17 protein-coding genes are annotated in these 21,258 nt (G+C 63.5%); 5 read left to right on the forward strand and 12 right to left on the reverse strand.

Translation table 11 applies throughout. The features are described 5' to 3' along the window. Positions 1 to 47: 47 nt before the first annotated feature. From menD to ABQM86_RS16005, 4 genes are all read right to left on the reverse strand, one after another. Positions 48 to 1,757 (reverse strand): 2-succinyl-5-enolpyruvyl-6-hydroxy-3-cyclohexene-1-carboxylic-acid synthase, encoded by a 1,710-nt coding sequence (menD, locus tag ABQM86_RS15990; protein WP_369744893.1) that lies wholly within the window; start codon positions 1,755 to 1,757, stop codon positions 48 to 50. Positions 1,758 to 2,178: 421 nt separating this feature from the next. After that, positions 2,179 to 4,266 carry a PhoX family phosphatase gene (locus ABQM86_RS15995; protein ID WP_369744894.1) on the reverse strand — a complete coding sequence of 696 codons (2,088 nt, stop codon included), beginning with the start codon at positions 4,264 to 4,266 and terminating at the stop codon, positions 2,179 to 2,181. Positions 4,267 to 4,342: 76 nt separating this feature from the next. Beyond that, positions 4,343 to 5,359, reverse strand: coding sequence for an o-succinylbenzoate synthase (locus ABQM86_RS16000; protein WP_207594364.1), 1,017 nt, complete (start codon positions 5,357 to 5,359; stop codon positions 4,343 to 4,345). Between the two features lie 61 nt (positions 5,360 to 5,420). Continuing rightward, the gene (locus ABQM86_RS16005) at positions 5,421 to 6,026 is read right to left on the reverse strand and encodes a hypothetical protein (protein WP_369744895.1); all 606 of its coding nucleotides are present in this window, start codon (positions 6,024 to 6,026) and stop codon (positions 5,421 to 5,423) included. Between the two features lie 102 nt (positions 6,027 to 6,128). Between ABQM86_RS16005 and ABQM86_RS16010 the strand changes: the two genes are divergently transcribed. Beyond that, entirely contained in the window at positions 6,129 to 6,770 is a 642-nt protein-coding gene (locus ABQM86_RS16010) for a DUF2510 domain-containing protein (protein ID WP_369744896.1), read from the forward strand. A gap of 64 nt (positions 6,771 to 6,834) precedes the next feature. Next, positions 6,835 to 7,887, forward strand: a complete 1,053-nt coding sequence (locus ABQM86_RS16015; protein ID WP_369744897.1) for a LacI family DNA-binding transcriptional regulator — start codon at positions 6,835 to 6,837, stop codon at positions 7,885 to 7,887. Positions 7,888 to 7,980: 93 nt separating this feature from the next. Here ABQM86_RS16015 and ABQM86_RS16020 read toward each other — a convergent pair whose 3' ends face one another. From ABQM86_RS16020 to ABQM86_RS16035, 4 genes are read right to left on the reverse strand one after another with little or no spacing between them, the layout of a single operon-like run. After that, a complete protein-coding gene (locus ABQM86_RS16020; RefSeq protein WP_369744898.1) occupies positions 7,981 to 9,384 on the reverse strand; it encodes a glycoside hydrolase family 32 protein in 1,404 nt (467 codons plus the stop codon). A gap of 28 nt (positions 9,385 to 9,412) precedes the next feature. Continuing rightward, positions 9,413 to 10,285, reverse strand: coding sequence for a carbohydrate ABC transporter permease (locus tag ABQM86_RS16025; RefSeq protein ID WP_207594369.1), 873 nt, complete (start codon positions 10,283 to 10,285; stop codon positions 9,413 to 9,415). Positions 10,286 to 10,293: 8 nt separating this feature from the next. Next, positions 10,294 to 11,259, reverse strand: coding sequence for a carbohydrate ABC transporter permease (locus ABQM86_RS16030; protein WP_207594370.1), 966 nt, complete (start codon positions 11,257 to 11,259; stop codon positions 10,294 to 10,296). Continuing rightward, the gene (locus tag ABQM86_RS16035; RefSeq protein WP_207594371.1) at positions 11,256 to 12,674 is read right to left on the reverse strand and encodes a sugar ABC transporter substrate-binding protein; all 1,419 of its coding nucleotides are present in this window, start codon (positions 12,672 to 12,674) and stop codon (positions 11,256 to 11,258) included. The genes ABQM86_RS16030 and ABQM86_RS16035 overlap by 4 nt, the downstream gene beginning before the upstream one ends. Before the next feature lie 155 nt (positions 12,675 to 12,829). Here ABQM86_RS16035 and ABQM86_RS16040 point away from each other — a divergent pair, with 155 nt between their 5' ends. Then, the gene (locus tag ABQM86_RS16040; RefSeq protein WP_280623347.1) at positions 12,830 to 13,741 is read left to right on the forward strand and encodes a phosphatase PAP2 family protein; all 912 of its coding nucleotides are present in this window, start codon (positions 12,830 to 12,832) and stop codon (positions 13,739 to 13,741) included. A 105-nt stretch (positions 13,742 to 13,846) separates the two neighbouring features. On the opposite strand, the gene ABQM86_RS16045 is transcribed toward ABQM86_RS16040, so the two are convergent. Next, positions 13,847 to 14,035, reverse strand: coding sequence for a hypothetical protein (locus ABQM86_RS16045; protein ID WP_232481370.1), 189 nt, complete (start codon positions 14,033 to 14,035; stop codon positions 13,847 to 13,849). A gap of 300 nt (positions 14,036 to 14,335) precedes the next feature. Between ABQM86_RS16045 and ABQM86_RS16050 the strand changes: the two genes are divergently transcribed. Next, positions 14,336 to 15,685: an acyltransferase gene (locus ABQM86_RS16050; RefSeq protein WP_369744900.1), complete on the forward strand. Its 1,350-nt coding sequence runs from the start codon at positions 14,336 to 14,338 to the stop codon at positions 15,683 to 15,685. A gap of 105 nt (positions 15,686 to 15,790) precedes the next feature. Then, the gene (locus ABQM86_RS16055; RefSeq protein ID WP_369744901.1) at positions 15,791 to 17,332 is read left to right on the forward strand and encodes a M28 family peptidase; all 1,542 of its coding nucleotides are present in this window, start codon (positions 15,791 to 15,793) and stop codon (positions 17,330 to 17,332) included. An 89-nt stretch (positions 17,333 to 17,421) separates the two neighbouring features. Here the strand turns inward: ABQM86_RS16055 and ABQM86_RS16060 are convergent, their stop codons facing one another. From ABQM86_RS16060 to ABQM86_RS16070, 3 genes are all read right to left on the reverse strand, one after another. After that, positions 17,422 to 18,354 (reverse strand): hypothetical protein, encoded by a 933-nt coding sequence (locus tag ABQM86_RS16060; RefSeq protein ID WP_369744902.1) that lies wholly within the window; start codon positions 18,352 to 18,354, stop codon positions 17,422 to 17,424. Between the two features lie 60 nt (positions 18,355 to 18,414). Then, on the reverse strand, positions 18,415 to 19,632 hold the full coding sequence (locus ABQM86_RS16065; RefSeq protein ID WP_369744903.1) for an MFS transporter: 1,218 nt from the start codon (positions 19,630 to 19,632) through the stop codon (positions 18,415 to 18,417). A 152-nt stretch (positions 19,633 to 19,784) separates the two neighbouring features. Beyond that, positions 19,785 to 21,230 carry a cell wall anchor protein gene (locus tag ABQM86_RS16070; protein WP_369744904.1) on the reverse strand — a complete coding sequence of 482 codons (1,446 nt, stop codon included), beginning with the start codon at positions 21,228 to 21,230 and terminating at the stop codon, positions 19,785 to 19,787. Between the last annotated feature and the right edge of the window lie 28 nt (positions 21,231 to 21,258).

Below are 21,258 nucleotides of genomic sequence, written 5' to 3' on the forward strand. Positions count from 1 at the left end.
TTTGCGTTGGGTAGGGCGCGGACGGGTTTAGCCATCCCGGGCCGGGCTTAGCCGGCTGTCAGGACCTGGCCCACAGCAGCCGAAATGGCCTCCTTGATCCGGGCATGGAGCGCCCGCAGGCCCGTCCGGTCCACGCTCACCTCCACAATGGTGCGTCCCTTGAGCGGCGCCTTGAGCGCCGAGGCAAGTTCCGCCGTCGTACTTACCGCTTGATGTCCGACGCCGTAGGCCGCCGCGAGTGCCGCGATGTCCACTGAGTGCGGGGTGCCAAACAAGCGTTCGACGGCGGTGCCGTAGGCACCTGAGTCCTCCACGGCGCCGTGCTCAAGGAGGCTGAAGATCGCCCCGCCGGAGTCGTTGAGCACCACGATGCGCAGGTCCGGCACAGGTTCACCGTGGCCGAGGAGCAGTCCCCCGGCGTCGTGGAGGAAGGTGACATCGCCCAGGAGGACCGTGGTTTCGCGTCCGCTGCCCAAGGCAATGCCTGTGGCTGTGGCGATGGTGCCGTCGATGCCGGCGAGGCCGCGGTTGGCGTAAACACTGGCAACCGGTTCGGTGTGGGGCTGTCCGGCGAGGTCGACGTCGCGGATGCCGTTGGAGGACCCGAGCACCAGCTGCCCGCGGGAATGCTCCCAAACCGTGGCGCCGACGGATGGGCCGCTGGCAAGGGTCTCCCCCGCGAGCACTCCATCCAAGCCGTGTTGGGCGGCAGCGCCGGCGAGGAGCCAGGAATCCAACCATTCGGTTGACCCGCGGCCGGCGAATTCTGCTAGCTCAAGAAGGGTTTCGATGGGCACTTCGCGGCGACGGCCGGCTTCGTACCAAGCAACAGGAACGGGCTGGTAGATGGCTGTCTCTACTGATTCGCGTGCCAGCAAGGCGGCCACGGGACGGGACAGAGTGGCGCGGCCAAACAAGACCACACGTTCGATCGGAGATGCTGATTGGGGCCCGAAGTGCTCCAGCAACACCCGGTACGGTCCCACTGCATTCGGGCCAAAGCGTGCATTGGACGACGGCTCGGCGAGCAATGGCAAGCCATGGGCGCGGGCGAAGGCCTCCGCCACAGGGCCAGCGTCGTGACCTGCGAGGACCACGGTGCGTCGCTCAGCGAGTTCTCTGGATGCTTCCGGGAGAACCAGTGCCTGGGGTCCGGCGTCGTAATGAAACACGCCATGTCCCCCAGCCGTCGGAAGCGCGTCACCGTCGGCTGGCACCAAGGGGTCGCGGAAGGCAAGGTTCACTTGGACGGGGCCGGGCGGGGTGTCTTCGAGGGCACCGGTTGCTGCGTACAGAGCCGTGGCAACGGCTTTTTGGGGATGGTCGCCGGCGGGAACGTCGACGGCGAATCTCACGTGATCGCCGAAGAGGTCCAGTTGGGTGGTGGTCTGGTTCGCCCCGGTTCCATGGAGTTCTTCCGGGCGGTCCGCGGAAATGACCACCACGGGAACCGCGGAATGATTGGCTTCCATGACGGCCGGCAGGAGGTTGCCAACAGCCGTGCCGGACGTGGTTACCACGGCAACAGGGGCCTCGGTGGAAAGTGCCAGGCCGAGCGCGGTGAATCCGGCGTCGCGTTCATCGATGCGCACGTGCAGCCGGACGCGGCCCGAAGCTTCTGCTTCCGCGAGCGCGTAGGCCATGGGTGCGGAACGTGAACCGGGCGCTACCACCACGTGCCGCACACCGCCGTCGAGCAGTGCCGTAACGGCGATCCGGGCGGCACCAATGGATGTCAGAGAGTCCTGGGAAGTCACCGTTCCAGTCTATTGGCGCAGGCGAGCCCTCAATGTTCTCTCACATCCCGGCCCACATCGGACATCCCTCTCTCACATCCCGGCCCACATCGGACATCCCTCTCTCACATCCCGGCCCACATCGGACATCCCTCTCTCACTAGGGTGTCGCCGTTGTTCCGCACCTCGGGCGCTACCAGTCGTGGCGCAAGCCGCCAGAACGCGGGAGGTGATAGAGCGTCCGGCTCAAACACGCGGGAAGTGATAGAGCGTCCGGTCCAAGCACGCGGGAGGTGATAGAGCGTCCGGCCCAAGCACGCGGGAGGTGAGAGAGCGTCCGGCCCAAACACGCGGGAGGTGATAGACCGTCGGGGAATACAAAGTGCTCCCCCACCCGGCAACCCGGGCGGGAGAGCACTCATCATGCTGAAGGTAGAGAAGCCTACTTACGGAAGACCTGCACCACCGAGGGGCGGGGAGCCCGCGCTGCACCCGCAGCGGGCGTAGCTCCGGCTGGGACGTAGTCCGGGAAGAAGGAGTTCTGCGCCGCGAACGAGCCATCTTCACCTGGGTGCTGGACGGCAACGAACACTGTGCGCTCTTCGTCGTGGATGATCGGACCACAGGTTTCAGCGTCGCGGGGAACGGCAAGGAACTGCTCAACCTTGCCGCGCTCCGGTCCCTCAAGGGTGACCTTGAACAGGCCGTCGGCGTAGCCAATGGTGCCGGGGGCGCCGTCAGTGGAGATCCAGAGGTTGCCCACGGAGTCGAAGGCTACGTTGTCCGGGCAGGAGATCGGCGAGACCTTGTCCGCCGGGAAGCCTGAGAAGTACGTGGAGGTGTTCTTGGCGGGGTCACCGGCCACCAGCAGGAGGTTCCAATTGAACTTGGTGCCTGTCTGCTCGCGGCCCTCGGTAATTTCCACGACGTGGCCGTCACGGTTGAGGGTGCGCGGGTTGACCTCGGTAGCGCCTTCCTTGCCCGGCTTGCCGCGGTCCGTGTTGTTGGTGCAAGCCACGTAGACCTTGCCGGTACGCGGGTTGGGCTCAACATCTTCGCAACGGTCCATCTTGGTAGGCCCAACCTTGTCGGCGGCCAGGCGGGTGTAGACCAGGACCTCCGGAACGGTCATGCCGGGAACTGCGGAGGTGCCGTTGACTACCAGGGGCAGCCATTCGCCGGTGCCGTCGAAAGCGCCATCGGCGGGAAGCTTGCCGGTGCCGTCGATGTCGGCAGGCGAATCGCCCGTGAACTTGGCAACGTAGAGGTCACCTTCGGAGAGCAGGTTCATATTGTTCTTGCGGGCCTCGCGGGAGTCCCCGGCCTGGTACTTGCCCTTGGAGACGAACTTGTAGAGGTAGTCGAAGCGCTCGTCGTCGCCCATGTACGCCACTACCTTGCCGGACGGGGCAACAATGACGTTGGCGCCTTCGTGCTTGAAACGGCCCATGGCGGAGTGCTTCTTGGGAGTGGAGGTGGGGTCGAACGGGTCAACTTCAACAATCCAGCCGAAGCGGTTGGTCTCATTGGCGTAGCCCGGGTTGCGGGTGTCGAAGCGCGGCTCGTCGAGTTCCCACTGGCGGGTGGTCGGCTTCGCCGAAATTCCATAGCGCTTGTCGCCATCGCTGGTCCCCGGGGCAGCGAAGTAACCGTTGAAGTTTTCTTCGCCGGAGAGGATGGTTCCCCAGGGGGTGGTTCCACCGGCGCAGTTGCCCAGCGTGCCCTTGATCCAGCGGCCTGCCGGGTCATCGATCGTCTTGACCAGGTTGGTACCGGCCGCGGCGCCCGTCAGTTCGTAGACGGTGTCCGTGAGGAAGCGACGGTTCAGGGGTGCTCCCTGGACGTAGTTCCACGGCTTGTTCTTGTTCTTGCGCTCGAGCTCCACCAAGGCAAGGCCATGCCCGGCGCGTCCGATGGCACGTGCCTCTTTGGGGTCGAAACCCTCGGGCAGCATGATGTTCTCGTTGGTGTACTCATGGTTGCTGAAGAGCACGGCACGGCGGTCCTTGGAACCCGGGATAGGCAGGATGTCCGTGTAGTCGTTGTTGTACCCGAACTGGCGGGCCTGGGCTGCGGCAGTCTGCGCGTTGAGGTCGAAGGCAGGCGAGTCGGCAAAGAGGGGGTCGCCCCAGCGGATGACAGGCTTCCAGTCGAAGCCCTCGGGCACGGTGAAGGCGTCCACCGCTGCGTCTACCGGCTTGATGGCAGTGAACTTGAGCTTGGACTTGTCGAAGCCCTTCTTCGCGGCATCGGAGAGTCCGTTTCCAGGGTCGGCTACGGCGGTCTCCCCACCGGTCACGGCACCACCGAGCACGATGGCGAGCGCTCCTGCGGCACCGAGGCCCAGGGCGGCACGGCGGGACATGGCTGTAGAAGCAATGTCGCGGAAGTAGCCGTTGGCGCTGGTGTTGCAGACATCGCCAGAGCAGGCGTTGTCGCACTTCAAAGCACAGGTAACCGCGCTTCGCTTGCCCTTGGTGTGGCCGAGCATGGGGAGCAGCGGAAACGTGCGTCCGGTGGTTTCAGACATGGGGAAGACCTTCCAGAGATGTACGAGGTTCCCGCTGAGCCTTTCAGCGGAAACCGAATCTGAGAGGTCTCTCCGGTTAAGAAACGGTGAACAAAGGATGCTGGTTTCCCGCCAGGACTGCATGCACCCTGCGAAGCCGGTCAAGCCACCAGTCCCTGCGTTCCCCCGAGGCCGCGTACTCCTCCAGCAGCCCGGGGTCTGCGACAGCCTCGCGGACGTGGATGGCGCCGTCGTCGGCCACCAAGGGGTCCAGCGAAACGTCGGAGGCAAACAGCGAAACGGTGCCAAGTCCGCATGCGTAGGGAAGTGAGGGCAACGCGGCTGCGAGCGCGAGTCCGGCGCGGATGCCCACAGAGGTATCCAGCGCGGAACTGACGACGGCGGGCAGCCCGGCTTGCTCCACGATGTCCAGCGCCCGCCGGACTCCCCCGAGTGGAGCGACCTTGACCACAAGGAGGTCCGCGGCGCCTGCTCTGGCTACCCGAAGGGGATCGTCTTCCTTGCGTACGCTCTCGTCCGCAGCGATGAGGACCGGCGTCCCAGCGTCAGTGAGCCTGCGGCGGACCTCGGCCAGACCCTCAATGGTGGGTACTGGCTGCTCGGCGTACTCAAGGCCGACAGCCGAGAGCCTGCCCAGCGCTTTCACTGCCTGCTCTACGTCCCATCCCCCATTGGCATCCACGCGGAGGGCGGCCTCCGGCAAAGCTTCACGTACTGCGTTTACCCGTGCAACGTCGTCATTCAACGACTGCCCACGCTCGGCAACTTTGATCTTGACCGCGTCCACCCGCCCGAAGCGCCCCAGCACGTCCGGGACGCGTTCTGCAGAAACGGCGGGAACCGTCGCGTTGACCGGGATGGTGTCCCTGAGCTGAGGGGGAAACCCAAGCCAGCCGGCTTCGAGGGCGGCCGCCAGCCAGCGGGAGGATTCGTCGTCGTCGTATTCGGGGAACGGACAGAACTCGCCCCAGCCCATGGGACCGCGCAAGACGAGCGTCTCGCGCTCCATGATGCCGCGGAACTTCACGCGCATGGGGAGTGAGACCACATGGGCCGAATCGAGAAGTTCTTCGAGTGGGGGAAGCGCAGGCATAGTGCCACTGTACCGGCGGCCTGCCGGCTCGATCGCCGGTCAATCCGGCTATGTGGACAAGCTAACCGGACCAGTAGTTCCGGACCCTGCCCAAGGCATCCCCCAGCTGGACGCCGGACAATTCGAGGGAGCTTTCCGGTAGTCCCAAGGCCTCCCACCTGGCTACCAGCGTTGTGTCCCCTTCCAGCGGCAACGGCCACAACCAGTAGCGGCCGGCGAACTGGACGTAGTCGCCGTTATTACTCCCTCCGCCTCCACCCAAGGTGGTCAGCACAGGCCCAGTGACGTCGTCGGTGTCTTGGAATGCCGCCGGTCCGTGGAGGGCAGCGACAGCCTTGCGTCCGTCTGCAAAGGAGACGCCTAATTGCAGCCCCGTCCTGGTGTCCAGGCTGGAGCGCGGATGGTTGTACGACTCTTCCACGATCTCCCGCCATTCCTGATCGGATTCATCCATGCGTCGAACAGACCACACCAAGTCCAGCAGGCAACCCGTGGAGTAAACCTCCACCAGTTTCAGGGCCACCACCATCCGCGGACTGGTGTGGAGAAAACCGCCGGGAACCACTCCTGGCAGTTCGTCCGACGGCGGCCCGGCCCACCCCGGCCTGAGCGGTTGTGGTTGACGCGCCTGTTCGGGAGGCTCCGGAAGGTCGTCGAAGAAGCTCATAAACCACTCTTACACCACCTCACAGGCGCTGGGGAGAGGTGTGTGGCAACCGAGAGACGGCAATCGCGATATTCTCGGAATACGACTCAATGTGGGGGAGATATGACTCAATCAACGCCCGGTTCCACGACGCCTCCCGGCTGGTACCCGGACCCTTCGGACCCCCGGTTGGTCCGCTGGTGGGACGGCCGCGCCTGGACAGCCCACCAGGCTCCCCGGCAGGCTCCGCAGCAGGTGCAGTACGCACCGGTTTTCAAGGCTCCGCGTACCCAGATCAGCGAGCAAACACCGGTCTACAACCCTTTCATTTGGGCCATCACGTTGCTGCCCTTGGTCTCGGTATTGTTCATGCTCACCTGGCAGCCGGAGTTCCGCGTCATCACCACGCGCCAGGGCGTCACCACCCTTGACCCCTTCTCGATCTACACGCCGGGATACTTCCTGCTGATGGCATCGAGCCTGGTGATCTACGGCCTTTCGGTGTTCTTCGCGTACCTGGACTATCAGCGGTTGGCGAGGTCCGGCGTCGTACGTCCCTTCCACTGGGCCTGGACGTTCCTGAACTCGGCGGTCTATGTCATTGGCCGTTCCGTCATCGTCAATAAAGTGGCGCCCAAGCGCGGGCTGTTGCCGGTGTGGATCACCATCGCCGTCTTTGTGATCAGCATGGTGGTGGCCGGCATTTGGACGTCCAACATGATGCAGACCATGATGTCGTCCTTCGGTTCGTCCCTCACCACGTAGCGCCAAAGGGAAACCTCACACGCGTTAGGTAGACTGCTGTCAACGACCGGAAGGACTCTCCGCCATGAATCGCAAGGCCACTGCCCTGGATGTCGCCAAACGTGCGGGCGTGTCCAGAAGCGCGGTCTCGCTGGTTCTGAACGGCCGGGGCGATGGGAATGTGGCCAAGGAGAGCCAGGACCGGATCCGGGCGGCGGCGCTGGAGCTGAACTACTCCCCCAACGCGATCGCACTCAGCCTGCGAAATCAGCGTTCACGGGTAATTGGCATCCTGTCCGATGAAGTGGTGGTCAGCCCGTTCGACGGCAACATCATCGGTGGCGCGGATGACATCGCCCGCAGCCGCGGCTTTGTCACAGTTGTCATGGACACCGAGCGGGACAGCGCCCGGGATGCCGGCGCGATCGAGACCCTCCTGGACCGGCAAGTGGATGGGCTCATGTACGTCACTGTGGGCTTGAAACCGATCGACGTGCCGCAGGGCATGCTCCGCGTACCGTCCGTGCTGGCCAACTGCTACGACGCCCTCCCCCAGCCGCAGCTGCACCACGTTATCCCCGATGAGGTCACCGGCGGCCGCGAAGCTGCCGAGCACCTGCTGCAGCTGGGTCACCGGGACATCGCACTGCTGGCAGGATATGAGGACTCACCGGCCGCGCCACTCCGCGTTCAGGGGTACCGGGATGCGCACACGGCGGCCAACGTTCCTCTACGGAGCGACCGGATCTTCATGGCCGGATGGGATATTGATGCCGGCTACCACGGCGCAATGAAACTGCTCGACGGAGTGTCCCCGGCTGAACGTCCGACGGCCATTATGTGCGCGAACGACCGGCTGGCCGTCGGGGTGATGCTTGCGGCTGCACGGCTTGGGCTCAGCGTCCCCGATGACCTGTCCGTGATGGGCTACGACGACGAAACCCGGATCGCGGACACCATGGTCCCGTCACTCACCACCATGGCGTTGCCGCTGCGGGAAATCGGCCGCGCCGCCATGACCACGCTGCTGAACGCCATCGAGGGAACCAACACCACAGGAAAGGGGACCACCGTGGAAACGATGGTCCCCTGCCGCCTCGTCATCCGGGAATCGACCGGCCCCGCGCCCACGCGCTGATTCCTCACGTTGCGAGGCCCACTCTGCACCCCTCGACACCCCCATAACGTGCAGAACAGGCCCCTCAACCAGCGCACGACGCCGGCCTGCCGCCTATGCGGGGAGGCTCAACTCCCACACGTCGGCAGTCGCACCGTTGGGCAAGGTGAGCTGCCATTCCTCCCCCGGGGCCGGGTAGGCCCGAAGGGTGGTGGCGACGGAACCGGCACGGTATACCTCCACGAGGGAAGCGTCGACGAAGATCCGGAGCTCCTCCCCCGCAGCAAGGGAACCCGCGTAGACCACCTGGGCATCGGCACCTGCACCAAGCACCAGCTCCACGGAACCGGAAGAACCACCCCGAACCAGTACCTCGGCAAACGCAGGCACAGCAACGGAGCCGGCAGCACTTTCAGCCACAGCAGCACCCCGGTACGCCTCAATCTCAGGCGCAGGAGTGACAGTCAGTGCCCCGTCAACCACGGACAAAACGCGGGGGTGCGTCAGGACACCCGCCCACCCGGCGTCGTCGATTTCTTCCTGGGTGCGGCCACGGCGGCCATCGCGTCCGGGACCCTCGTTGGCCCACCCCCACAACAGCGCCGCAGGAGCAGGAACAGCAGCAGCAGCAGACCCGGCAGAATAGGCCAACTGCACAATCTGCGGTGCGTAGAAGTCGCGGCCGAGATCCGCCTTGCCACCCGAGGCAGGAGCAAACACGGGCAACCCCGTGACAGGATCCGCAGACAGGGAGCCGGTCAGGTATCCCACCCCGTTGGCGTGCTCGTGGTCGTCGCCGGAGAGCCATAGGGAGAACATCATGACCCACGTGGAGCCACCGGAAGAGAGAGGCACCTCCACCAGTTGCGGGCATTCCCAAATTTCAGCCGGCGTATGCACAGCGGCCACAGGATCAGCAGAGGTCAGCCAGATGCCTTGGTACTCCCAGACGTCAAGGGAGTCCACTGTGTACAGCAGCAAAGCGGCGCGGCCGTCGGAGAGCCCTGCACCCTGCATGGCGTAACGGGCACCGTTGAAGCGGAAGATGAAGGGGTCGCGGACGGCGGTCACCAACGGATCCTCAGGCATGGACGCAGCCACGTGCCCGTCTTGCTCCCACGTCACCAGATCAGCGGAACCGCGGGCGATCACCACTTGCGAGTGCCCGCCGTGGTCCTTGATCCCGGAGTAGGCGGCGGTGGGCACGCCATCGTCCGAGGTCACAACGCCCGTCCAGCAACCGGCGGAGTCGGGCCCGCCCGCCTGGGGAGAAAGCGCCACAGGGTGCTCTTCCCAACGCACCAAATCACCAGAGCTCACGTGCCCCCAGTTGATCTGCGAATGCCGCGCGGACGAGGGGTTGTACTGGAAGAACACGTGGTACCGGCCGTTGATGAAGCTGATGCCGTTGGGATCGTTGATCCAACCCTGCGCCGGACGAGGGTGGAAGCGCGGGAAGGCGGGATCCGGGTGTGTCGCCGCCATGGAAAGAGAGGAAGAGAGTGCAAGGTCCGTCAACGGAACCCCTTTCAAAAGAGGGTGTGAATTATTTGCCCGTGCCCGCGGTGAGTCCGTCCTGCAGCGCGCGCTGGCCGAACATGAACACCACCAGCGCGGGAATCATGGAGAGGACAACGCCGGCCAGGACCACGGAGATGCTTCCGGTGCCGAGGTTGCCTTGAAGGGAGACCAATCCCAGCGGGAGGGTGAAGTTCTGCTCGGAGATGGTCATGATGAGGGGCCTGAAGAACTCGTTCCAGTGGAAGTTGAACGCCAGAATGCCCACGATCGCCAGGCCCGGCATGGCCAGCGGCGCATACACGGAGCGGAAGGTCCGCCACGGCGAGGCGCCGTCGATCGCGGCCGCTTCAGCGAGCTCACCCGGCAGCCCCATGAAGTACTGGCGCATCAGGAAGGTACCGAACGCCGTCGGAATGGCCGGAATGATCAGCGCGAGCAGCGTGTCCGAGAGGCCCACGCCACGGATCAGCATGAAAACGGGCACGATCGTCACCTGCGCCGGAACCATCATGGTGGCCAGCACGATCGAGAACAGGGCACCCCGCCCCCGGAACTTCAGGTGCGCAAACGCGTAGCCTGCCAGTGCGGCGGTGATCATCTGCCCCACCGCGATCAAACCGGTCACCAGGGCACTGTTCACTACCAGCGCCACGATGTTGAGCTGTTTGAACACTTGCTCGTAGGAGGTCAGGTCCGGATTCAGGGGCAGGAAGGTGGGCGGCAGCTGGAAGGATTCCGACGGCGGTCGCAGCGAGGTGGACAGCGTCCACAGCACCGGCCCCAGGACAAAGACGGACGCGATCAGCAAGACAACGACGCGGATGGCCACTGACCAGTCGCGCTTCTTCCGCTTCACTACAGGCGCCGTGGTGGTGACACGTTCTTGAATGGTAGTCATGGCGGGCCTTACTGGTAGAAGACGAATCGTTTGCTGAGCCGGAATTGCGCGGCGGTGATGGCCATGATGATGAGCGTCAGGATCACGCCGATCGCCGATGCCTCGCCGAACTCAAGGCGCTGGAATGCGGACTCGAAGATCACCATCACGGCTGTACGCGTCGAGTCGCCGGGCCCGCCGCGGGTGAGGACATAAGGCTGGTCGAACACCTGCAGCGCGTTGATGATCGCCATGACGGAAGCCACCAGGGTGGTGGGACTGAGCAGCGGCAGGGTGACGAACCAGTGCTTGCGCCAACCCGTCGCACCGTCAATCGACGCGGCCTCGTACGTCTCCACCGGAATGGAGGCCAGGCCACCGATGAACAGGAGGAATGAGAACCCGAAGTTTTGCCACACGTACACAAGAATTACGACGGCGGCAGACCCGGTCGGCGTCGTCAGCCACGGGACCGCTGGGATGCCCACGATGGACAGCAACCAGTTCACCACGCCGAATTGCTCGTTGAAGAGGTAGCGCATGAAGATCGATACCGAGGCCGCGGACAGGATCAGCGGGAAAAAGAAGGCGGAGCGGAAGAACACCCTGAGCCAGGCCGGGAGCTTCTCCTGCACCATTATCGCCAGGCCCAGCGCCAGTCCAAGTTGGAGGGCCACTGCCACCACAACGAACACGATGGTGTTCAGGAACGAGACCCGGACGGTGGGGTCCTGGACTACCTCGGCGAAGTTATCGAAACCCACGAACGTCGGCGCTGAGATGATGTCCCAGCGGAAGAAGGCGAGCGCAATGGAAGCGACGATCGGCAGGAGGGTAAAGATGCCCATGCCCACGATGGTTGGGGCCAGGAAGGCCCACGGCAGCCAGCGTTGTTGGACGCGGCCGCGCTTGGAGATTTGTCCGTTCTTATGGGCGGCCTGGCGACGACCCGGCTCGCTCCCCGTGCCTGTAGGAGTACTGGTGGCGGTGCTCATGGCTGCCTCCTCAGGGCAATTTCGAGGTCACGCTGCATGGAGCTCAGGGCGTCTTTGAGTTGGCGCTCGTCCCCACTGACAGCCAGGCTGACGTTTTTCATGAGGGCGGTTTCGACGGCGGCCTGCTGGGGTGGCGCTGGAATGGGCCCTGTGGTGGGGAACTTGTCCAGGGTGTCGTAGAAGACCTTCCAGTTCCGTGGACCTGTTCCTGCGTAAAGCTGTTCGTTGACCATGGAGCGCCGGGCGGGTGTGGTGTTCGGTGTGGGGAAGACGATCTGCATGGCTTCGCGGCTGGAGCTGAACTTCACCCATTCCCAGGCGGCATCCTTGTCCTTGGCGGTCTTCATGATCGCGTACCCGGCTGTGCCGAACTGGTGCCGTTGGGTGCGCCATTTGGGGAAGAACTGAACGTCGAAGTCGTTTTCGGTCATCCCCGCCTCGTGGAGGCCTTGGACCCAGTAGCCGCCCGCCGGCGTCGTACCTATCCTGTTGGAGGCGAAGAGGCCGATCAGAGCGCTGCCGCCGCCTTCCTCCGGCCGGACACCCAGCCCGTCCTTGACCAGTCCGCGGAGGTAGTCGAAGGATTCGAAGACCCGGGGATCGTCGGCGTTGGGTTCCAGCCACTGGTAGCCGCCGGAGCGGAGGCTCCGCGAGGGATCGTTGGCGTAGAAGCCGTCCCACAGCCACTCGCCGCCCGGGGACTTGGTCTCCTTGAGGAAGCTGGTGTCGTTGGCGTAGAGCCACGGCACCACACCGCCGAAGAGGCGGTTGGTCCAGTAGTACGGCGTGAAGTCCTTGGGATTTGCCTTCTTCATGGCAGCGAGGGTGCTGCGGAAGTCGGTGTGCGTCCAGTTGTCGGAGGGCCGTTCCAGTCCCGCTTTAGTGAGCGCAGTGGTGTTGTAGTACATGTTGGCGGCATTCCAGTCGATGGGGAGCTGGAACAGGCTGCCTTTGTACATGAATGCTTCCACCAGGCTGGGGTGGACGTCCTCGAAGTACTCCTTCATGTGGTCCGCGTCCCGGCGAAGGTAGTCATCCAGCGGATGGGCCAGCTTTTCTGCAAAGAGCTGCGCGCCTTCCGTGGCCACGTACACCACGTCCGGCGGGGTGCCTGCTGCCACCATGGTGAGGATCTTGGTAAAGAAGTCCTTCCAGTCGACAGCTTGGATCGCCTGGACCTTGACCTTGATATCAGGGTGGACTTTCGCAAAGGCATCGATGACCTTTTGACGGGCTGCGGCGTCGGCCGCGGTGCCCATGATGGCGATGCTGAGGCTGTTGTCTCCCCGGCCGGGGATGTCCGTCCCGGTCAAGCGCGGCCACGACGCCGCGGTTACTCCAACAATCCCGGCGCCGAGGGCTGTGAGGGCACTTCTGCGTGTGAATTGACGCAAAGCCCCATTGGTTCCCGACATGTAGATTTCCTTCCCTAACACGTGTTAGGAAGCCTAAACCTGTCACCTAACACGTGTCAACCGTCACAGGAATGTTGCAGGGATCTCACTTTGCCGCGCCACGCTAAGGCCGAACTCACACCGGCCTTCCAGAGAACTGTGGCACCCTAGACAGAATGAGTTCCCAGCAATTCCGCACCAGCGGGAGGTCGAGCAAACGGCCGCTTCAACAGCGCGACGCAGGCATCGGAACAGGATTCCTTTTCATCCTGGCCACCATCGCCAGCGTGGTGGGCCTGGCCGCAACGTACTACTTCTTTGTGCGCACCACCATGGGCCAGTTCATCGACGAATCAGCGCTTGTTGAAGCCACCGTGCTGGGCGGAACAGCCGGGAGGGCCTCTACGGAGTTCCTGGACATGCTGCCCATGCTGTCGCTCGCGATCGCCGCCATCATGGTGCTCTTCGTAACCATCGCCCGGCGCCGCTGGAAAGCCGCCGGCATCGCCGTGGCCGCCTGCATCGCCGCCAATGCAGCCACGCAGATCCTCAAGTTCCTCATCCCGGACCGGCCCGACCGCGGCGTCCAAACCCTGGAATTGAACTCACTTCCCTCCGGGCACACCACCCTTGCCGCCTCCGCTGCCGCCGCCGTGTTCCTCATGGTGTCGCCACGCTGGCGACCGCTGGCCGGGTTCCTGGGCAGCACCTTCGCCGTAGCCACCGGCGTTTCCACGCTCATCAACCAGTGGCATCGCCCAGCCGACGTCGTAGCGGCCTTCCTGGTAGTCGGTGCCGTCATGCTCCCCGCGGGGTGGCTCATCCTCCGGACAGGGACCAGCTGGAACGTGTGGAAGGGTTACGGCGAGCACTGGGCGGCATCCCGGCTGTGGGTATGGCTCACGGTAACCGCGCTGGTGGTGGCCGGCGTTGTCGCGGCCTACTCACTACTGCAGGTCATGCCCGGCCTGAGCACCGACAGCACCATCGACTACTTCTGGGCCGGCACGGCCTTCATTGTGATCGCCGGCTATCTGTCAGCACTGGGCGGCACGTGGCTCTTCGGACTGGCTGCGCGGAAGAACTAGACGCTCCAAACGCACGACGGCGGCGCACCCTTCCGCGCCGATCGCACCAGTGCTTACGGCGGCGATTCGCGCAAAACGGCGCGCCGCCGGGTGGCGACAGGGCTGCTAGTCCTCCGGACCCACTGAATCGAAGAACCTGGGGTCCTCCGCGGCCACATTCCCCCGAAGGTGCGCCTGTTCCCGGATGAAGAGTTGGTCATCCGCAGTGAGCAAAGTGCCGCCGTGGATGTCCACGGCCCCGTCCTCGCCGGTTTCGTCATTGAAGATGGCAGTCATGGTTCGGGGCACAATCATGCTTCCCGGATTGTCGATGAGCCATTGTTGCGTGTCCGGAGAAAGCTGACTCCAAAATTCCCTGATGTGCATAGTGATCAGCGCTGCCGTTCATTGTTGGGGTGGATTTGTGGGACCTGAATGCGCTGCGCAATCTCTCTGGATACTGGGGCGGGTCCTCCTTCTTCAGGCTACGCCCCGTCGGGTCATTCCTGACCCAAATGCCAAGACCTTTCTGAACAAGACGTCGACGTAACCCCGTTCAGTGGGTTACAGTTAATCCACTCGTTGGATAAACAAGGCAACTTCCCAGGAGCACCCATGTCTTCCACCCTCAGTCCCCGCCCGGCCCCCGCCACGGCATCGACTCTCTCCCTCCCGGCGTCCCGCGATCTCGTGGTCGATTTCATTCGCGTCGCCTGCATGTTTGCCGTGGTGGCCGTCCACCTGCTCATGATGGGCATCAGCGTGGACTCCTCCGGCATCGGGGTGGGGAATCCCCTGACGTCCTTGAGCTGGTTCGCGCAGGGTACGTGGTTCGGCCAGGTCATGCCGCTCTTCTTCGTGGTGGGCGGCTTCGCGTCGCTTACCTCGTGGCGGAGCCTCCAACGCAAAGGCGGAGACGCCGGCGACTACCTCCGGAACCGCGTGCTCCGACTGGTACGTCCCACGGTCGCCCTCTACGCCTTCCTCACCATTGCGCTCTGGAGTGCGACGGCGGCCGGCGTCCCGGGCGACCTTCTTACCGTTATCGCTGCGGGCGCCGGAGTTCAGTTGTGGTTCCTGGCTGCATACCTGATCTGCCAGGCGATGGTTCCCACCATGGCCAAGCTCCACGGCCTGGCACCGTACCGGACCGTCGCAGCGCTGGCCGCTGGCGCCGTCGTCGTTGATGTTGTTCGCCTGGGCTTGGAGCACAACCCGTGGGGTTTCGACTCAAATCCGATCGGGCTGCTGAACATGGTGTTCGTGTGGGGGTTGCTGCAGCAGCTTGGCTTTTTCTACGCCGATGGCTTCTTTGACCGGTTTGCCCGCTGGAAACTGGCCCTGGCCGCGGTTGCTTGCTATGGAGCGCTGGTCCCGCTGACGGGCGCCGGTCCCTACCCCGTGGATATGCTGACGAGCCAGAACCCGCCCATGTTCCCGCTGGTGTTGGTGGGCTTGGCGCACATTCTGCTGGTGAAGGCGGTATACCCGGTGCTGCAGTGGTGCGTGCAGGTGGGCTGGGTGCAGAAGGTGATGTTCGTGGTGGGCAGCCGGGCCATGACCATCTACCTGTGGCACCTGCCGTTGATCATTGCCTTGTTCGGGATCGCACTGGTCCTGCGACTGCCGTTCCCTGAGCCCGCCAGCACCGAGTGGTGGCTGAGCCGTCCCCTGTTCTACGTTGCAGCGTGGGCGCTGGTGTTGCTGGTCTCTACGCCGCTGGTCCGCTTGGAACTTGCCGGCACCGCGCTGGCTCCCGGTGCTTCAAGACCGTCCATGTGGCGTATCGCTCTTGGCACTGTGCTGGCGATCATCCCGCCCTTCGTGGTGATGAGGCAGGCCCTTGATGTCACCAATGCGACGTGGGGTTTGGTCCTGTTGGTGATCGCCGTGGCACTTGTTACGGGCAAGGTCCCGGACCGGGCGTGGAAGACGCCGCGGCTGATGGGGCGGACAGAAGCCTGACCGGCTCAATAAAGCAAGCCTTCACCAGCGGGCTCCCGCGGGGTAGATTCTGCGCTACCGCACCCGGCCACCCAATTACCGGGTCACCACAGGGAGATGCAGGACATGCATACAAAGCACAAACCACGCATTGAAAAACGAACCTCTGCCCTTGCAGCAGGAGTGGCGACCATCGCGATTCTTGCCGTAGCAATAACTCCACCCGCCCTGGCTGCCAAAGGGACGGACAGTCAGGCCCTTCGGGACGCCGTCACTGCGGACGCAATCGTCAGCCACCTCGAGGAACTCCAAGCGATCGCTGAGGCCAATGGCGGCACGCGATCTGCCGGTACTGCGGGCCATGTGGCCTCGGCGGAGTACATCGAGGATCAGCTTGAAGCCGCAGGATTCGTGACACAGCGCCAGTACTTCGAATACCTCAAGTTCAACCTGACGGGTGAATCTTTTGAGCGCCTTACGCCAACCCCAAGGACATACACCGAGGACGATTTTGCTGCGATGTCGTACTCCGGCTTCGGCGAGGTTACGGGGAATGTGACCCCGGTGGACATCAATCTCACAGGCGACCGTGCCTCAACCAGTGGTTGCGAGGCTATCGACTTCACCGGATTTGTAGCCGGAAGTATCGCACTCATTCAGCGTGGCACTTGTCCTTTCAACACCAAGGCCGTGAACGCCCAATCTGCGGGGGCAGCAGGCGTGATCATCTTCAACCAGGGCGACGCCGATGATCGGCTGGGCAGGGTGGATGGAACCCTAGGCGCCCCCACAGCTGACAACCCGGAAGTGACCGTCCCAACGGTAGGTGCAAGCTTTGCGGTCGGTGAGGAACTGGCCGGTCTCACGGGTGCTACGGTGCGCATCGTGGTTGAGGGCAATACCCAGCCGATCGAAACCTTCAACGTCCTGGCAGATACGGCCGGGCGCGCAGACCGCACCGTGGTGGTGGGTGCGCACCTCGATTCCGTCGCTGAGGGTCCCGGCATCAATGACAACGGCTCCGGATCCGGTGCCATCCTTGAGACGGCCTTGCAGTTTGCGGCACTTGGAATTTCTCCGGAAAACCGCGTGCGGTTTGCCTGGTGGAGCGGCGAGGAAGATGGCCTGATTGGCTCCGACTACTACGTGGCCCAATTGAGTAAGAGTGACGTCAAGAACCATGCACTCAACCTCAACTTCGACATGGTGGCTTCACCCAACCCGGTCAGGTTCGTCTACGACGGTGATGGCAAACCACTCGGAACCGCGGGGCCCAACGGTTCAGCCTTGATCGAGAAGGTGTTCCTGGACTACTTCGCCTCTCAAGGTCTGGCTACGGAGCCCACAGAGTTCGACGGCCGCTCGGACTACTTCGGGTTCATCGAAAACGGCATTCCGGCCGGTGGCCTTTTCACTGGTGCTGAGGAGATCAAGACCGCGGAGCAGGCGGCCATTTACGGCGGCACGGCAGGCGTTGCCTACGACCCCTGCTACCACCAGGCCTGCGACGACATCACCAACATTGACACTGCGGTCCTGGAACAGATGGCCGACGCCATTGCCCACTCCACGCTGGTTTTCGCGGAAACCCAGTCCGCGGTGAACGGCACCGCGAAAGGCACGGGCAACCTGAAGCTCGAATTCAAGGGCAACCAGGCAGTCCGCTAGTAGTTCTGTTTAAATGCGACAACGGCCGCCGGGCAATCCCTCACGGGGCTGTCCTGCGGCCGTTGGTGTCGTTGCGTTGGAGAGCAGGCCTATATGTCGGAAGCAGCCTTTGCTGGAGCTGTATCCAACACACGCCGTTTCACGTCCTGACGGGTCGTCTCTGCTTGGAATCCAGAGGCAGTGAGTCCCGCCCGCCAGTCCCCGCGACACTTCGCCAGTTCTTCGAAGCACGCCCTGATCAGTTCCTTGGGCGGGGGGATGTGGCCATCACCAGTGTCGGGTCCCCACCGGTCCATCAGCATGAAGAGGTTGTCCGAGTCACCAACAACATCAACAAATGGCAGCTGGTGCTTCTGGATATGGAACCAGTCCTTGGCGTTCTGAATAAGAGCCACTGTGTGACTGAAGCCCGCCGAATACGCCGGAATAAGGTTATGAGCCACGCTGGCCGGTAATTCGGACATATCCTTGCCGTCCATCTCCCAGGCGTAAGTCATGTAGCGCTCCACCGCCCCAGGGTAGAAACGGGAAATGGATGTCTGCGGATTGACAGCAAGCGCCAGCGATGTTGGGAAGAACCTCGACAAAGCAAGGCTGGCGTATCCGCCGGCTGAACTGCCGAAGAACACCAGGTTGTAACCTCCGGTCTCCCTCACAATGCGTCTAACAACGTCCGCCAGGGTCTCCTGAAGGTCGGGCTGCTCTTTTGAGCCCGCATACCAAGCCAGGTTGAAGTCCGTTGATTTGCGGAGGCTGGGATCTGAGATAAAAATGCGGTTGACAGGTAGCCCGGCGGTGACTCCTTGCCCCAGGAACCACGGGAGTCGGACGTCTTTGTCGGCCGCTCCGTGGAAGCACACCAAGGTGGTATCGGAATCGGCGGGGACGTTCAGTATCTCAAGCGGCAAGCCCTGGTGCTGGATCTCGATCAGCCCTGCAGGAACCTCTTCAGCGGAAAGGAATGAGTGAAGGTCCGAGAAGCTGGATGGCGTCGGGGTATCGACAACTAGGTTTTCAGACACCACGGTAGTCTAGCCGCGGAGGTCGGAGACCCCAGAATCCCGGAACATGACCAGCACACCTCAGTAATTCCGCCGGTGCTTCAATCTGGGAATTGCGACGGCGAACACTACTGCCGCTGCGAAGCCCAGTACGCCTGTGGCCCAGATCCCTGCGGACAGCGAGATGGCGGCCGTGAGCCCGGAAAGCAGCACCGGTCCCCCGGTTCCGCCCGAGTCAGCAATGAAGCGCCAGATGCCCAGAAAGTGGCTCCTGCCGTTGTCCGGCGAGAAGTCGGCACCTAGCGTCATAATGAGTCCTGAACTAATGCCGTTGCCGAACCCGATCAGCAGCGCGACCAAAAGCAACGGCACAAACCCGGCAGTGAACGGAATCAGGATCAAGGCCGATCCCATGATCACCGTGGACGGGATGGCCACCCATTGCCGGCCTTTCCTGTCCATGAGCTTTCCGGCAGGGTAGAACACCAGCATGTCGATTGCGCCGGACAGGCCGAACAACAGCGACGCATGGGTAGCGTCGAGTCCCAGGTGATCAGCCCACAACGGTATGACCACCTGTCGCGAGGCACGCAAGGCACTCAACAGCAGAATCCCGAACCCAACGGTCAGGAACACGCCCGCATGGGAGGAAGCGACGCTCCGCAGCGTGGACGCTGGAGGGCGAGGGGCGCCGTCGGACATCTCCGGAGCCACTAAATCTGGGATGGTGAGCGACAAAGCCGCAGCAGCCATCATGCCCGCAAAGCCCACCCAATACGCGCCGCTGATGCCCGCGAACTGCATGACGCCGGCCCCAACGAAGGGGCCGATGAAGAGACCGATCCTGGTCACGCCGCCCAATGTGGACAGTGCCCGTGCGCGATAGAGAACCGGGACCGCTTCGGTGAGGAATTTCTGCCGGGCAAGGTTGAAGACGCTGGCTGACATGCCAACGAGCGTCATCGAGACCGCCAGCAGCCATAGGCCGTGCTCGATTTGCGGTGCGAACGCCGCCGCACCCAGCGCTATTGCGCCCAAGGCACCGGCCCCGACGATCGACCATCGTTCGCCGAACTTCTCCGTGATGATCGACGCCGGAATGTTGAAGATCCAGGAACCCAGTCCAATCAGCGTCACTATCAGCGCGGAAACTGCCACGGACGCCCCGAGGTCACGCGCCGAGAGCGCGATGACCGGCAGGACCGCCCCTTCACCAATACAGAACAGCAACGCGGGCCCGAAGGCCGGCAAAGCAACGCTGCGAAGGCTGAACGTTTGGTTTGTCTGGGTCTTGGTCATCCCTTTCATCCTAGGACTGCGATTACCGAGGTCAGGGGCAGCATTACGTTGTGCAATGCCCACCCGTGGACCAGTGCGCTCCGCAGTCCGTTGCGGCCCCTGGGTCCGGAGCCGCAACGAACTACCTGCCGAGCGGGATTGCGCGCCGAGGACTACCGGCGGTTGACTGCGTCCTTCCGGCGGCTACCTACTGCCAAGAGGAGACCCATGAGGAGCATGGCGCCCGCCCAGAAAACGACGGTGCCGTTCAGGCCGGTATTGGCCAGTGCGTTTGAGCTCCCGACGGCGGTAGAGGCTGCCGCCGTGATCGCGCCCTGGGTTGAACCAACCGGAACAATCGTGGCGGCTTGGGTGCCGACACCTGCCGTATCGATACCGGTGTTACCGCCGGGGACCAGTCCGCCACCAGCAGGCGGGTTCACGGTAGGAGGGTTCACCACCGGAGGCGTAACAACCGGAGGGTTCACCACCGGAGGCGTAACAACCGGAGGATTCACCACCGGAGGCGTAACAACCGGAGGATTCACCACCGGAAGCGTAACAACGGGTGGCGTGACAGTGCCCACCGATCCGCCGCCGACCCCCACCGAGGTGGAGCCGACGCGTACAGGAGCCGTAATCGGAACGATCACCTGGGTGCCTGAGAGGAGTCCATCATTGCCGGAAGTGGTGCTGCCACCCGTGGTACCAGCAGGACCACCCCCGCCGCTGGTTCCGGTGTTCGTAGCTGATGAGTCACCCAACACACCGGCCGAGGTAGAGCCCACGTTCACCGGAGCCGTAATCGGCGCTACGACCTGAGTGCCAGAGCCGATGCCATCCGAACCATTCGTCGAGGCACCCGACGAGGTCCCACTAGGAGCAGCTGGAGCAACAGGCGCGGCCGAACCGGACGAAGCCGCAGAGTCCCCAGCTACACCCACAGCAGTGGCTCCGATGTTAACAGGGACCGATATCGGAGCCACTACCTGAGCGCCGGATGCGATTGACTCTCCCCCCGACGTTGTTGCCTGCGCCGGCGCAGGAGCCGGTGCAGGAGCTGGAACTGATGCTGCGGGCGTGGTGGTGGCTGATGAATCCCCCAAAACACCGGCCGACGTCGAACCCACGGTGATAGGCACCGTCACCGGCGCTACCACTTGGGTTCCCGAGGCGATGCCGCCGGAACCGCTGGTCCCGGCCGCCGGCGTCGAACCTGTTGCCGCTGCTGGTGCGGCAGGTGTGGCTGGGCTCGCCACAGTGGAGCCCCCCAGCAGACCCACTGACGACGAGCCCAGGTTCATGGGCACCGTGACCGGGGCGACTACTTGCGTCCCGGAGCCGATGCTGCTGGAACCATTGGTGGTGGCGGCAGGCGCATGGCCCGAACCTCCAGCAGCTCCCGGCGCGGACGCCGTAGCTGCTGAATCCCCCAACAGTCCCAGTGATGTGGCGCCCGTGGAAATCGGCGCTGTTAATGGCGCTATGACCTGCGTTCCGGAAAGGATTCCATCCTTGCCGGAAGTGGTGTCCGCGGCATTGGCCGCGGTTGCGCTGAGGACAATCATGCCCCCGGCAAAGCACGTGCCGATGAGGCACTTGCGTAAGGTCCTGTTCATGGTGATCTTCTCCTGAAAGTCTTGTTCC

Source organism: Paenarthrobacter sp. AMU7 (assembly GCF_041200195.1).
Lineage (GTDB): Bacteria > Actinomycetota > Actinomycetes > Actinomycetales > Micrococcaceae > Arthrobacter.

What these genes read in the sequence shown, in the direction of transcription:
- ABQM86_RS16030 (WP_207594370.1), bottom strand. Translation starts at nt 11,259, where the DNA reads ATGAGCACCGCCACCAGTACTCCTACAGGCACGGGGAGCGAGCCGGGT.
- ABQM86_RS15995 (WP_369744894.1), bottom strand. Translation starts at nt 4,266, where the DNA reads ATGTCTGAAACCACCGGACGCACGTTTCCGCTGCTCCCCATGCTCGGC.
- ABQM86_RS16045 (WP_232481370.1), bottom strand. Translation starts at nt 14,035, where the DNA reads ATGATTGTGCCCCGAACCATGACTGCCATCTTCAATGACGAAACCGGC.
- ABQM86_RS16025 (WP_207594369.1), bottom strand. Translation starts at nt 10,285, where the DNA reads ATGACTACCATTCAAGAACGTGTCACCACCACGGCGCCTGTAGTGAAG.
- ABQM86_RS16055 (WP_369744901.1), top strand. Translation starts at nt 15,791, where the DNA reads ATGCATACAAAGCACAAACCACGCATTGAAAAACGAACCTCTGCCCTT.
- ABQM86_RS16000 (WP_207594364.1), bottom strand. Translation starts at nt 5,359, where the DNA reads ATGCCTGCGCTTCCCCCACTCGAAGAACTTCTCGATTCGGCCCATGTG.
- ABQM86_RS16065 (WP_369744903.1), bottom strand. Translation starts at nt 19,632, where the DNA reads ATGACCAAGACCCAGACAAACCAAACGTTCAGCCTTCGCAGCGTTGCT.
- ABQM86_RS16015 (WP_369744897.1), top strand. Translation starts at nt 6,835, where the DNA reads ATGAATCGCAAGGCCACTGCCCTGGATGTCGCCAAACGTGCGGGCGTG.
- ABQM86_RS16035 (WP_207594371.1), bottom strand. Translation starts at nt 12,674, where the DNA reads ATGTCGGGAACCAATGGGGCTTTGCGTCAATTCACACGCAGAAGTGCC.
- ABQM86_RS16070 (WP_369744904.1), bottom strand. Translation starts at nt 21,230, where the DNA reads ATGAACAGGACCTTACGCAAGTGCCTCATCGGCACGTGCTTTGCCGGG.
- ABQM86_RS16005 (WP_369744895.1), bottom strand. Translation starts at nt 6,026, where the DNA reads ATGAGCTTCTTCGACGACCTTCCGGAGCCTCCCGAACAGGCGCGTCAA.
- ABQM86_RS16040 (WP_280623347.1), top strand. Translation starts at nt 12,830, where the DNA reads ATGAGTTCCCAGCAATTCCGCACCAGCGGGAGGTCGAGCAAACGGCCG.
- ABQM86_RS16050 (WP_369744900.1), top strand. Translation starts at nt 14,336, where the DNA reads ATGTCTTCCACCCTCAGTCCCCGCCCGGCCCCCGCCACGGCATCGACT.
- ABQM86_RS16010 (WP_369744896.1), top strand. Translation starts at nt 6,129, where the DNA reads ATGACTCAATCAACGCCCGGTTCCACGACGCCTCCCGGCTGGTACCCG.